This window comes from Rhodococcus sp. UYP9, assembly GCF_040547235.1.
Taxonomy (GTDB): Bacteria; Actinomycetota; Actinomycetes; order Mycobacteriales; family Mycobacteriaceae; genus Rhodococcoides.
Map to the genome: position 1 here is coordinate 1 of NZ_JBEPPH010000010.1, position 13,385 is coordinate 13,385.

The window sequence follows — 13,385 nt, forward strand, 5'->3', positions numbered from 1 at the left end:
AGTTTTCGGCACCCCGGCCTGCAACTCGACGAAGCTCACCTCGCCCACAGTAGCCCCGCGCACGGACATCGGTTGGGCTGGTTTCGCGAAACTTCAACTACGACGGAACCAAACCCGGCAGCAGTGCGTCGAAGTCAGTGTGGAAGACAGTGCGGAATACAGGCAAGCACTCATCGACGAAGGATACGACCCCGACGACCCACACTTGAGGAAAGCTATCGCCGGTGTCGTCGCCCTGCTGCGCAAGGTTGCAGCCGATGAACAGCGATTTGATGTCGAAAGATCAATCTGAGGGCGACCGACGAACGGCAAGAACCGAGCGACCTAGCAATCGAACATTTGTTCTAATATGCTGAACAGGTCTCATTCGCGCGGTGAAAGGTCGGATACCAATGACCACCACCGCCAGCACCACGACTGACCTCGCCGGCCTCGACCATCGAAACCACCATCCACGGCCGCGGAATTACCCAGCGCACCGGCCGCCACATCCTCGATGCCCCGACCTTTGGGGAGAGAGGTCTGCGCTGGTCGCCTGTCGACGAGGCCGGCGCGTTGGCGGATGGAGGAACCATGCGGGGATTGGCAGCGGCGCAGTGACCGAGCTGTACGGGAACTGGCCCACCACCTTCGAGCCGCCCACACGCCGCGTCGTCGACCCGGCGCTCCCGGTCGTGGTCTCCGTGTCGATGACAATCGCAGGAGCTGGCGGCACGTTCGGTGACGGTACTGCACTCAAGGTTCGTGCCGAAGGTCCCTAGCCAGTGAAATGTTGTTGTTGCGATCGGCTTGACCAATTCTGGGTCACCAGCGTGTTGCTTGTCGGTACCGAGTCGATGGTCGTGGCTACGACGTTGCGCCGAACGCGGCGAGGCCGGCGCTCAGTCGCGTGGAGTGCCCGGGGGACGGCGGCTCGGTCTACCGCGAGAGCCCGCTCAGAGAGCGGGGGCGAGCAGGTGTTGTTTGGTGCGGTCGATGATCCGTAGAAAGGTCGCGCAGTCGCCGTAGGCACGGGCCAGGATCAGCCCGCCCTGGATCGCCGCGACCGCGTCCAGGGCACGGTCTGCCGCCTCCTGGTTTGAGAGCCCGCCGCGTTGCAGTGCTTCGGCGAGGGCGTCGACCCAGTCCGTGAAGTAGCTCCGGACCGCTTCGGTGAACGTTTCCTTCTCTTGGCCCAGCGTGATTGCCGCGAACAGGCACACGCTTTCGCGGGACATGAAGTAGTCGGCTACCTCCCGCGACATCGCCTCGACCGCATTCGTGGCGTTCTCGCTGGTGCGGAGGGGCGCGAAGACCTGTTCCTCGAACCACTCACCCACCTGGTCGAGGACAGCGCGGGCCATGTCCGTCTTCCCCGCGGGAAAGAAGTGGTAGAGGCTGCCGCGGCCGAGTCCGGTCTCCTGCTGGATGACCGAAAGGGAGCTGCTTTCAAAACCTCGCTTGCGGAAGACGTTGGCGAGGGCGCGGACCGCATCCGAGCGCTCGAGGACAGTTCGGGCCATTACAGTCCGAGTTCACTCAGGCCGGAGTGGTCGGCCGGACGGGGACCGGATGCGTCCCAGAAGAACTTGCGGTCGGACTTCGTGATCGCGACGTCGTTGATGCTCGCGTGGCGATGGGTCATCAGGCCGTCCCTGTCGAAGTGCCAGTTCTCGTTGCCATAGGCGCGGAACCATTGGCCGGTGTCGTCACGGTACTCGTAGGCGAAGCGGACAGCGATGACGTCGCCTGTGTACGCCCACAGCTCTTTGATGAGCCGGTAGTCGAGCTCGCGGTCCCACTTGCTGGTGAGGAACTCGACGATCGCGGCGCGGCCCTCAAGGAAGGTCGAGCGGTTACGCCACCAGCTGTCCTCGCTGTACGCGAGGGAGATGCGCTCGGGCTCACGGGTGTTCCACGCGTCTTCGGCAGCGCGAACCTTCTGGATCGCGGTGGCCTCGGTGAACGGCGGAAGCGGAGGACGAGACACGAGGGGGCTCCTTCGAGAGCAAGCGAAAACCGGACGGTGCACGTTGTACTGATCAGTACGCACTGTACCAAAAGGTACAGACTAGACGGCTACCTGTCACCCTCACCCGACATAGGCCCGCTAAGCGCAGCCTCCTTTCGTTGACGCTGCGCTTGCTTGGGTGTCGACCAGGTCCGGTAGAACGACGGCTTCGTCCTGAGCGGCCACGCTCCGACAACAGTGACAGACCGGCGAGAGAACCGACGAGTGGGCGGCTGAGGGTGCACCGCGCGCACGGTGCGTGGGTGGCGCGCAGCGTCTGAAAGCACGGTGTGCAGATCGGTCCGATCGGCACAGTGATGCGGGTGACCCGCGATGCGCCGCAGCGCGCACATATCGGTTTCGGTGTGCAGTCAGCGTGGCAGGGCGCGCAGATCGGTCCGGTCGGTAATACCGCGAGGACTCGGCGGGTAACTCCGCATTCGGTGCATGGTTTGTGCGGGCGGGTGCGGGATGTGCACGTTGAGCAGATCGGTCGACCGAGGGTGTGGCCGCTGATGCACGGTTTGGTCTCACCGCAGACGCTGCATGTTGCCGTCGGTGGTATTCGGCACCTGCTGCAGATCCATTGATCACCGTCCCGCCGCACATATTCCGTGACGCGGTCGCACTGGTGGCATGGGTGTTGGCGGGAGCGGTGGTAACAGCTCGAACAGATCGGGCCGTGTTCGGTGACCGCTTTTGCGGGCTGGTCGAGGCGGCCGCATCCGGTGCAGGTGTGGCGCGGCTTCGGGCCGCAGTTCTGGCACAGTGGCTGGCCGTCGACGCGGTAGGCGACAGGCTTGACGTTCCCGCAGCTATTACATGGGCGGTGACGGGTCGGGTCTGCGTTGGCGCACCGGGCGCACACTGTGCCGTTGTTTTCCTTGAACGCGGGCGGACCGGATTGCCCGCAGCGCACACAGGTGATCCGGTGGGATCGGAAGTAGCAGCGGGCGCAGATCGAGCCGCCGTCGGCGCGGTAGGACAACGGTCGCTGCTCGCCGCAGCGGCGGCATTCGGCTCGCCGTACTTCGGAGTGGTCGACGGCGAGCACGTCGAGCAGGCGGCGCACGCCTGTGGGGCCAGCGGAGTCGCCGGAGGTCAATGCATCCGGATGCGCGTGCAAGTGTGCGAGAACCCGTGCAGTGTGCACGGGTGTCAACTTCAACGCGTCGAGTCCTCGCGTCACGGCGTCGAGATCGGCAGCGGGTACACGGACACAGATCCACGCGGTGATTGCTGCAGCGGCGTCGGTCTTCTCACGGCGGCGCTGCTCGCGGAAGTTCACAGTCCCTGCGGGCGACGGATCGTGGAGCGCCGCACCGTCGGGGCCGGTGTCGGTGCGAGGTGGCTGTTGACGGTTTTGGTGACCTGGTCGTGGGTGACGGTGATTTCGATGAGGTCGTCGACCCCGACGTCGAGAATGTCGCACAGTGCAGCGAGGGTGTCCATGCTCAGTCGTTGCGGGGGTTGGGTGACGAGCCGGAACACTTGTTCGCGGGAGAGGTGGATGCCGCGTTCGGCCAACAACGGCACCAGGTCCGAGGTGGCGTACAGGTCCCGCGTCGCCATGATCTTGCGTAGATGCCAGTGGTAGCTCATCTTTTTCGTCACGGCTTCTCCCACAGGTCGGAGTGTTTTGTCAGGGCCCGGTGTAGCAGCCGGTTGCGGTAGTCATCGGAGACTCCGGTGTAGAGGGCTGTCGTCGCTGCGTACGCGTGTCCGACCTGAGCGGAAACGAACTTCTCCGGATAGTCGAATTCGACGAGGTGGGTGACGTAGCTGTGGCGCAAGCAATGCAGATCGAGTTCTACCGGAAGGTTCGCGGCCGTGCGTGCGGTGGTGAACGCTTCGTTGATGCGACGCAATGACATGCGGTCGGCGCGTTCGGTCACCCACAACGCCGGATGCGCTCCGACACCGAATTGCGGCCGGACCTCATCGATCCAATGGTGTAGAACTGGGACGATCCAGTCCATCTCGGGGACGGTGAGGACAGTGCGACGTTTGGGCGGTCCACCGCGCGAGGATTTACCCCACCGCACGAACAAGCCGCCGCTGCGCCCGAACTCGGGGACCTTCGGATTGTGCCGCAGATCGGCCAGATCCAACCCCCACGCTTCGCGGCGACGAAGCCCGAACGCGTAGATCGTTTTCAGCAGCGCGGCGTCGCGTAGCGCGCCGAGTGCACCTTTGCGGTGACGAGCACGGATGTCCTCGACCCGTGTATCTGCGGCGTCGAACAAGAGTTGGACTTCGTCGTACGTCAACGGCCGCCGGTCCGGGTTGCCCTCGTATTCGCTGGTGTGGACGACGGTGTTGCCCGAGTGCAGCAATTGCGATGGTGCGACGTCGAAGCGCTGCATACATTCAGCGGACCATCCGTAGCGCGGATCGGTGACGAACTCGAGAAATGTTCTCAGGGTGTGTTCGTAGAGTCGTGCGGTTGCCACGGTGATGCGTCGTCCGCAGTGGCGGCGGGTGTCGATGAATTCCTCGACGTCGGCGCATCTCCACGACCACGGGTAGTCGTTGGTGAATTCGGTCATGCGCCGGATCTTCAACTCTCGGCCGGCGATCGTTTCGGGCTTGAGGAACCGTGCCCGTTGTTGACGTGCCCACCCGTCGAGCATCGCCTCGAAAACGGCCGTCTTCGGATCGAGATGCGCTACCCCGGGAGCGAGCACGAGATGGCTCGCTCCCGGTAGATCAGCCGCCGACACCATGTTGCAAACGATGCATCATTATTGCGTTGGTGGCAACCCCTGAGTTTTGCCTGTTCAGACCTCACGGCGCGTGCGACGATGAACCCGAGGCAACTGCTCCGGCGCGCATCGACGCGCGATACCGACGAACAGTCGAATGCAAAATCCGATGCAACTCCGCTCGGTTTCTGCCGTAGCCATCTGGATGACTCACCGACCCCCGCCACCAAAAATGGTCTGGACATTTGACGACCTTCGTCCAGAACCGCGCCACCGTCTTCGCGGTCAACGGCTCCTGCAACGGTCGCCACACCTGACGGACCGGATGAGGTGTTGCAGCGTCGGTGTCGTCGCCGAACAACGCTAGTTGCATCACCGCGGCCGTCACGGACTACTCCTGACCCGTGGCAGCGGCGGTGTCCGAGTCGCCGTTGTCGGTGGTGTTATCTCGGATCGTTGCGTCACCGCTCGACGCCGAGTCGGCGGTGTCGAGCGCGCCCGACTCGGCGGGCGGTCCTGTGGCCGAGACCGCACCCGAGACTGCGTCCGACCCATCGGTGTCGGTACTCGCCGACGTCGTCGTGTTCACGGTGAGTAGCGCCAGAAGTTTGCGTGCTTCCCCGGTCGTGATCCCGGCGAGTGTCGCGGCCGCGCTGAGGGTTCCTTCCCGGTTGCGGATGTCGTCGAGAGCGTGCGCCATCGCCAACTGGGCCGCGTCGATCTGCTCGGCGGCAGTGAAGAACGCGGTCAGCGAGGTCATGTTGGCGTCGTCGCGGCGCTTGCGGTCGACGAGAACTTTCTGCTGCGCCGCCCGCGCCCGAGCGCGCGCGTTCTGTCGTGCCTGAGTCGACGCCATGCCGCCACCCTAACCCCAAACCCCGACTTTTTCGCAGATCCTGACACAAGCTCTCCTGTATCGCCGATCCGCATCCGCCGATACAGCACCAACGTCACGCCTGGTTCGATGACGCTTTCGCGTCATCGAACCACCTTTCTAACCCACACACCTCATGCACTAAGGCTGCATCCCGCGTTTCCGCTGGTAGAGTTCGCGGCTGTGATGGGTCTGCACAAGCTGACCGCTGGGGATGGGTACGAGTACCTCACCCGGCAGGTTGCTGCTGCCGATACCACCGAAAGAGGGGCCTCGTCACTGGCCGATTACTACTCCGAAAAGGGGGAGTCTCCGGGCCGTTGGGCTGGGGCCGGTCTTGCCGGCCTGGGTTCGGTCGCACCGGGTCAGCAGGTGTCGGAAGCGCAGATGAAGGCGCTGTTCGGTGAGGGGTTGCACCCGAACGCGGATCTGATGTTCGAGTTGGCGATCGCCCAAGGAGCATCGAGAGAGGATGCTGCGCGGTCGGCGAAACTGGGTCGGGCGTTCAAGATCGACTCCGGTGCCACGGAGTACCGGGTGGCATGCGCGGAGGCTTTTGTCGCGCACAATCTCACCGTCGGCGAGAAGTGGAATGCGCCGATCGAGCCCGCCGAGCGTGCCCGGATTCGTACCGTCGTCGGGACAAAGACGTTCGCCGATGAGTACGGGCGCGCCCCGCTCGATGAACGTGAACTGTCCGGGTGGGTGGCGAAGATCGGACGCCAGAAGACCACTGCTGTTGCAGGTTTCGACTTGACGTTCACGCCCGTGAAAAGTGTGTCGGCGTTGTGGGCGGTCGCTCCGCGTGAGGTGTCGAAGCAGATCGAGGCTGCGCACGAGGCTGCAATTGCTGCTGCGGTGACGTACTTGGAGAAGCACGCGTGCTTCACCCGTGTCGGGACCGGGGGAGTCGCGCAGGTCGACGGCAACGGTTTGATCGCCGCTGCGTTCACGCACCGTGATTCGCGTGCAGGGGATCCGAACTTGCACACGCACGTCGCGATCAGCAACAAAGTCGCGACCACATTGCCGGACGGGACGACGAAGTGGCTCGCCCTCGACGGTGCCGCTCTGTACCGCAACAACGTGCCCGCTTCCGAGGTCTACAACACCGTCCTCGAAGCGCAACTACGGGACCGCATCGGTGTGCGGTTCACCGAGCGCCCGTCGCAGGATCGGTCCAAGCGGGCGGTCCGCGAAATCGACGGCATGGATGAGCGGCTTGCCGAGCGCTGGTCCTCACGTAGCGCCGCGATCAAAGCGCGCACCGCTGAACTGGCCCGCACTTTCCAAGCCGATCACGGCCGCGAACCGAGCGCGATCGAAGCGATCTCACTTGCGCAACAAGCAACGCTGGAAACTCGTGCAGCGAAGCACGAACCGGTCAGCCACGCTGAGCAACGCAGCGGGTGGCGGGGCGAGGCGATCGAGATCCTCGGCTCCGACAAAGCATTGTCGGAGTTGGTGTCCTCCATCACCGGGCGCACCGCCGAGGCGGCGACCGCGGCGTTCGATGCGCAGTGGATCGACGCTGTGGCGGGCGATGTCGTGCACGTCGTCTCACGCGGGCGTTCGAGGTTCCTGCGGCACAACATTCGCGCGGAAGCAGTACGTCAAGTACGCAAATACAACCCGTCGACGGAGCGGATCGACGCACTCGTCGAAGCGATCACCGACGCCGCCTGCGCGGAGGGATCTTCCATCGACCTCTCCGGCGCCGTCGATATCGACCCGGCCGCGGAGATCGCACCGCAGGTGATGCGCCGCCGTGACGGACTCGATGTGCATACCCGCCACGAATCTGCGTTGCTGACCACCGCTGCGGTGCTCGATGCGGAAGGCCGCATCGTCGCCCTCGCACAGCGCGGTGACGGTGTTGCAGTGGCCGAAAAGCACGTGGAGATGGCGTTGCTCGAGTCCACTGCGAACGGGCGCGACCTCAATGCCGGCCAACGCTCGCTGGTGCGCGCAATGGCCACCTCGGGGGCGAAGTTGCAGCTCGCTCTCGCGCCTGCGGGTACCGGCAAGACCACTGCAATGAAAGCGTTGACTCGGTCGTGGCAGAACGCGGGCGGGCGGGTTGTCGGGTTCGCGCCAACCGCTGCCGCCGCCACAGTCTTGCGTCAAGACATCTTGACGAATACCGATACGTTGTCGAAGTTCGTCGACATCGCTCGCCGGTTGCGTGGTGGTAAGTCGGTCGAGGTTCCCGAGTGGTATTCGGCGATCGGGGAGAACACTCTCGTCATCATCGACGAGGCCGGCATGACCGGCACTCTCGATCTGGACGAAGCTGTCTCTGCGCTCGCTGAGCGCGGTGCAACGATCCGGTTGATCGGCGACGATCAGCAGCTCGCTTCCGTCGCATCCGGTGGTGTGTTGCGCGATATCGCCGACCGTGTCGGCGCGCTCTCGCTCTCACAGGTGGTGCGGTTCAGCGACAGCGCCGAGGGCGCAGCCACGCTCGCGTTGCGTGAGGGTGACGATGCAGCACTGGGCTTCTACATCGACAACGGACGTGTCCACGTCGGGTCGATTGCTACCGCCACCGACGACGCCTACACCGCATGGACGCTCGACAAGGAGGCCGGCAAAGACGCGTTGATGCTCGCCCCCACCCGCGAGCTCGTCGCCGAACTCAACACCCGCGCCCGCACCGACCGACTCGCCGCCACCGACACCCCGGTCGGGCGTGAAGCTCTACTCGCCGACGGGCTCTACGCGAGCGTCGGGGACACCGTCCGCACCCGCTCGAACGATCGCCGCAACCCGCTCTCGCGTACCGACTGGGTCCGCAACGGAGACCGGTGGATCGTCGAAGATGTCGACGTCGACGGGTCACTGGTGGTGCGCCATCTCGAACTCGGCCGAACCGTCACCCTCGCCGCCGGTTATGTGCAATCAGCTACCGAACTCGGCTACGCCGGAACGGTGCACTCCGCGCAGGGGTCGACCGCCGATACCTGCCATGTCGTCGCCACCGGCGATGAGACCCGCCAGCTCGCCTATGTCGCGTTGACCCGTGGCCGGGAGAGCAACCACCTGTATCTTGCGACCGCGTCCGAGGGTGATCTGCACACCGCGATGACCGAACGTGGACTGCTGCCCCCGACCGCTGTCGATGATCTACGTGCCATCCTGCGCCGCGACGGAGCGCAGGTCTCCGCGCATTCGACGCTCACCGCCGCCGACGACCCGCACCTCAATCTCTCTCCCGCCGCACGGGCCTACGACTTCTCGGTGGCCACTGGCTCCGAAGTACATCTCGGACCGGAAGTAATGGCAGCCATCGACGTTGCCGCGGAAGAGGAAGCGCCCGGTCTGACCGACGAACCGGCGTGGCCGACACTGCGCGGGCATCTGGCGATCATCGGTGCACACGGACGCGACCCGGTCGAGGCATTGCGCAGCACGATCGGTTCGCGTGAACTCGATTCCGCTCTCGACAGGGCGGCCGTTCTCGACTGGCGGCTCGATCCCACCGGTAAGCATTCCGCCGGACGCGGACCGTTGCCGTGGCTTCCCGCCATCCCGGACGTGCTGCGCGGCAAGCCCGAGTGGGGTGACTACCTCGATGCCCGCGAAGAGCTGGTGACTGCGCATTGCGCACGTATCGGTGCCGACGCCGCGACGTGGACGCCGACGACTGCTCCGGTGTGGGCGCGCCCGCTGCTCACCGGAGAACCCGACATCGACCTGTTGACCGATCTTGCGGTCTTCCGTGCCGCGCATGATGTGGATCCGGCCGACCGCAGGCCGACAGGGCCCGAGCAGTATGCCGCTGCCTCGCTGAAGGTTCAGCGCACGCTCGATCGCCGCGCTGGCGCTGTCATCGGGTCGGGCAACGGCGCAGTGAGTCGGTGGCAGCCGTTCGTCGACGAACTCGACCGCCACATTGCCCGTGATCCGTACTTCCCGATCCTCGCCGACCGGCTCGCCGCCGCCGCGCGTGCGGGAATCGACGTGCACACCCTCGTCCGAGACGCTGTCGCTACGGCGCCGTTGCCGGACGAGCTTCCCGCTGCTGCCCTGTGGTGGCGACTGTCCGGTGAGTTGTCTGTCGCTGTGCTCGATGCCGACAGTGACAGCGGCGACCTCGCTCCGTCGTGGACGCCGGTGTTGACCGAGCTGCTCGGTGACACCGCTGCGGTGCGGGTGATGTCCGACCCGTCCTGGCCGGCGTTGGTGGCGACCATCGACGCCGCCGACCCGGCGGCATGGACGCCCGGGGAGTTGCTCGGGACTGCGTACGAGTTCCTGCACGGCGGCATCGACCCGGTCGATCACGGTGTCACCTTCCCTGCCCACGAACTCGCCACCGCGCTGACGTGGCGTGCAGAAATGTTGGTGCGCGAACACCATCTCGCCCGCACCTACACCGGCCCGGACGTCGAACCTCTCGCCGCCGAGGACGAAGCACTCGCCCCGATCGATGAGGTCGTCGGAGACGCTTCCGCCGACGTCTTCTCGGCCGAGTGGGCAGACCCGGCCAATCGGCCGCCGCCGGTCAACGCCCGCACAGCCGCTGCGCCCGGTGATGCAGCGTCACCGTCGATCCCAGTCGAGGCCGACGCCGACTATCTCGCATCTCTCGACGTACTCGATGCCCCGGTCGAGTACGACGACGCGCCGCCGCCACCGGACTTCGACGAGGCGTACCCGAGTGAGCCCTTCGTCGAGGCTGTCGACTCTGTCGAGGGTGCATCGTTCGATGCCGCCGAGGTGCCGGAGGATCCGTGGGAGAAGATCGCGGTAGCGGCCAGCGCGGTTCCGTTGCTGTACCCGACGGTCACTCGCGACGAACGTGTCCGCCTGCTCCGCAGAGACGTCGAGGAGGCCAAGGCCAAGCGCGCCGCGCTGCTTACGGCCATCGAGGACGACGCCAGCCCCGCCCTGCTGTACAGCGACCAGATGCTCCTGGACATGCAGTCCGCCGCCGACCGGCAGAAGCCGGCGCGGGTGGCGATGCTCGACGCGCGCCAGGACTGGATGGACGCCACGTTCGAGGCCGAAGCTCTGTGGCATCACATTGACACCGTTGTCCGTCCGGATGTCGCCGCCGCGGTCGCGGCCGCCGGTGACGACGAGGATGCACGTGTACTCGCCGGGCGCGGTCTCGAGTGGGAGATTTGGCGCGCCGGGTTCGCCGACGAGCACGCCGCCAAGGCTCGTGTTCTCGCTCAGGAGACCGCCGCCGACTACGACCGTGTCATCGCGGCCGACGGCGGAGAGGTCACCGCCGTCGACGTCATTACCGCTCGCAGCACCGTGACGAGCGTCGACCTCGGTGCACTCACCGAACTTCGAGCCGAAGTCGGCCGACTGGAGGCGGCCCTGTGGCGCGCCGAGCACGCGGTACGACGCGCCGCGATCACCGCGCCCACAGCACCGGCACCCTCTACCCGCAGTGTCAGCGCGGCCGCTGAGAACACGGAGACCGTATCGGTTGCCGATGCCCACCCCGAACGGTTGACTGCACAACAGTTCCCGGAGGTGCCCGTCGGCGAGGACGTGGCGCTACCCGCACCGGCATCGACACTGTCGGCGTTCGATGCTGCGCTGCGCGTAATGATGGAACAGAACCCGATCCAGCTCGTGTCTGATGCGGACTTGGCTGCCCTCATCGACCGTGTAGGCGCACGGACGTCGCCCACTGTCACGGCAGAGACCGAGAAGCTGTACTCCCACCTCACCGAGCAGGCATCCGCAATCGCCGCTGCGCGTGAACTCGCCGCCGAGCTGCGACGTATCACCGCAGAACACGACACGGCGCGTGCCGAGCACGCCTCACTCGCCACCCGACTGTCCACAGCGAAGCGGCGCGATCGTAAGACACTCGAACCCGCCGTCGAGGACGCGCGACTACGGGAAGAGCGCCTCGCCCGCCAGGTCCGCGAGACGCAGCGCGCCGTCAGCGATGCTGCCGGGCGCGTGCAAGTCGAGTCGAGTGAGTGGCCCGCGATCGCGGAGCGTGCGACCGACCCACAGCGTCGATCCGGTGACCTCGCGGCCGCCGCGGTCTACGACTCTGCCATCACCGAACAGGGCCGACGTGTGCGCACGGTGACTATGGCAGGCGAGCGTCATGCCGCCGAGCAACGCATCCGCGCTGTCAGCACACCCTCCACTGCGGAGGCCCCCGCGATCGAGGGGATCACAGCGGATCGCACTTCGGGTGCCGGGACAGTAGATCCGTCCGCAAAGAAGAACATCGCGCGCCTGCTCGCAGACGCACCCGGTCCCGGACGAGCGCACCGCCCTCCGCAGGCTAGGCATCCGATGGGACAGTCCGATCTTGACGCACGCGAACGCCACCACGACAAGGACTACGGACTCTGAGTTTCACCCGACCTATCCCAACATGATGGGGTAAAGGAACTGATGGCGTCTAGGGTTCGAGCTCGTGACCACCAACGTCCCGACTGCCCCAGAAAATGAGCCCCCGGCAGATGTAGATGCCGCAGGGTCTAAGGGCACCACACCGCCGGACGATGATGCAGTGGACTCTCTTCGATGCTTGGAAAACGGCGGCGTCCACCTGAAATTGCACATGGTGTGGATCCTGTGTCTCGTTCTGACAGTCCTATTTGCCGGCACTTTCGTCCTGGGGCGGGCCTACGAGGTGCCGGGGCCACTGGAGTTCTGGAAGGTTGCCGCGCAACCCTTGGGCGTAGTGACAGCCGGCCTTCTGGCACTTGCCGCCGCTGGCATCACTTTCAGGGCGCACCGCCGGACCAGTGATTCCGCAACCGAATCTGCACGTCTACAACGCGAGAAAGAAATCCACACCGAATCGCTGGAGAGATGCTGGACGCGGTTTCTCTGGGTAGTCGGCGAAACAAGCACCGATGGGGACCCACTGAAGGGGTCCGTCTTTTCGCCAGACGTCGCAACACTGCTGATCGGAGCATTGCTCGAAGAAGCGGCCGCATTGAAGGATAGGGCGCTTATTCTGGTCATTGCTCAGTACTCCTCGGAGGCGTCGACCAGTTGGAGAATAGAACAATCAAGGCGGCCAACAACCCCACCGCCAGGGCAATGACGTGCATTGTCGCGATCCCAAGCGCACACTGAGTACTACGAGAGAGACCGGAAGGAGCTGGCGTCAGTGAGTAGTCTGCAAGAACGTCTACGCGATCTACCGCCGGAGCGGTATGCGCGCGGAGCGCACGCCGCTGCTGACCTGGCTATTCGAGCAGCTCAACTCGCGGGACGAGATGCCCCAGCCGATGCGCTCTGGCTCAGATCCCAGTCCGACAAACAATTGCGCACGCAACAAGAGCAACGTCTGCGTGACATCGCCGAGAGTCGTGAACGCGAAGAAGCCGACAAGCAGGCGGCGGCCGAGACAGAAGCCAAAGCTCAGTCGATAAGCAAACGTACTCACCCGGACGCCCGGCACAGCGTCCTATCCGCTCTCGCCGACTTGTCGAAGGAGCAGGGGGTGACTCTAGCCCCGACCGTTGCTGCAGCGTTCGACGTGCACAAGAACGATTTCGACAGTGTCATTATCACGGTCCTCGGCGGCGCCATGGAACCCAGCGGCCTGAGACCTGCCGATCCCTGGAGTAGCGAGGACATGTCTGCAGTGGCGGAAGTATCGAGGTCGGAACCTCCTTTTTAGGACGATCAGAGCACGAACGAGAGCAGTGCGACCCGTCAAGACCTCCTGACGGGTCGCACTGTTTTGTCGGCGATACCGACGCTGGACTCTCAGCTCGCAGGAGCGGTGGGATACACCACGCACAGAAACAACGGCGCGAAGAGGTGCCCTGTCCCGCCATCAAAGATTGATGCAGTCGACAACAGTGACACC

General features: G+C 64.9%; 11 protein-coding genes. 5 read left to right on the top strand and 6 right to left on the bottom strand.

What is annotated here, in order from left to right:
* A partial coding sequence (locus ABIB36_RS20830) for a hypothetical protein (protein ID WP_354571677.1) occupies positions 1-292 on the top strand: 292 nt, incomplete at its 5' end.
* 304 nt (positions 293-596) lie between these two features.
* Complete coding sequence (locus tag ABIB36_RS20835) at positions 597-761, top strand: hypothetical protein (RefSeq protein WP_354563342.1); 165 nt, start codon at positions 597-599, stop codon at positions 759-761.
* Between the two features lie 174 nt (positions 762-935).
* On the opposite strand, the gene ABIB36_RS20840 is transcribed toward ABIB36_RS20835, so the two are convergent.
* Positions 936-1,502, bottom strand: a complete 567-nt coding sequence (locus ABIB36_RS20840) for a TetR/AcrR family transcriptional regulator (protein ID WP_354563340.1) — start codon at positions 1,500-1,502, stop codon at positions 936-938.
* Positions 1,502-1,969, bottom strand: a complete 468-nt coding sequence (locus ABIB36_RS20845; protein ID WP_354563338.1) for a nuclear transport factor 2 family protein — start codon at positions 1,967-1,969, stop codon at positions 1,502-1,504. The genes ABIB36_RS20840 and ABIB36_RS20845 overlap by 1 nt, the downstream gene beginning before the upstream one ends.
* Positions 1,970-2,313: 344 nt before the next feature.
* Here ABIB36_RS20845 and ABIB36_RS20850 point away from each other — a divergent pair, with 344 nt between their 5' ends.
* Positions 2,314-2,580 (top strand): hypothetical protein, encoded by a 267-nt coding sequence (locus ABIB36_RS20850; RefSeq protein WP_283478067.1) that lies wholly within the window; start codon positions 2,314-2,316, stop codon positions 2,578-2,580.
* Positions 2,581-3,274: 694 nt separating this feature from the next.
* Here ABIB36_RS20850 and ABIB36_RS20855 read toward each other — a convergent pair.
* The 4 genes from ABIB36_RS20855 to ABIB36_RS20870 all read right to left on the bottom strand — a co-directional run bounded on the left by ABIB36_RS20855 (position 3,275) and on the right by ABIB36_RS20870 (position 5,551).
* Entirely contained in the window at positions 3,275-3,604 is a 330-nt protein-coding gene (locus tag ABIB36_RS20855) for a helix-turn-helix domain-containing protein (RefSeq protein WP_354563336.1), read from the bottom strand.
* Positions 3,601-4,716 carry a tyrosine-type recombinase/integrase gene (locus ABIB36_RS20860; RefSeq protein WP_354563333.1) on the bottom strand — a complete coding sequence of 372 codons (1,116 nt, stop codon included), beginning with the start codon at positions 4,714-4,716 and terminating at the stop codon, positions 3,601-3,603. Before ABIB36_RS20860 ends, ABIB36_RS20855 begins: the two co-directional genes overlap by 4 nt.
* Positions 4,717-4,777: 61 nt before the next feature.
* Positions 4,778-5,083 (bottom strand): hypothetical protein, encoded by a 306-nt coding sequence (locus tag ABIB36_RS20865; RefSeq protein ID WP_354563331.1) that lies wholly within the window; start codon positions 5,081-5,083, stop codon positions 4,778-4,780.
* A 3-nt stretch (positions 5,084-5,086) separates the two neighbouring features.
* A complete protein-coding gene (locus ABIB36_RS20870) occupies positions 5,087-5,551 on the bottom strand; it encodes a hypothetical protein (RefSeq protein ID WP_354563328.1) in 465 nt (154 codons plus the stop codon).
* Between the two features lie 204 nt (positions 5,552-5,755).
* Here ABIB36_RS20870 and mobF point away from each other — a divergent pair, with 204 nt between their 5' ends.
* On the top strand, positions 5,756-11,908 hold the full coding sequence (mobF, locus tag ABIB36_RS20875; RefSeq protein WP_354563365.1) for a MobF family relaxase: 6,153 nt from the start codon (positions 5,756-5,758) through the stop codon (positions 11,906-11,908).
* 769 nt (positions 11,909-12,677) lie between these two features.
* Positions 12,678-13,193, top strand: a complete 516-nt coding sequence (locus ABIB36_RS20880) for a hypothetical protein (RefSeq protein ID WP_354563326.1) — start codon at positions 12,678-12,680, stop codon at positions 13,191-13,193.
* Positions 13,194-13,385: the final 192 nt, after the last annotated feature.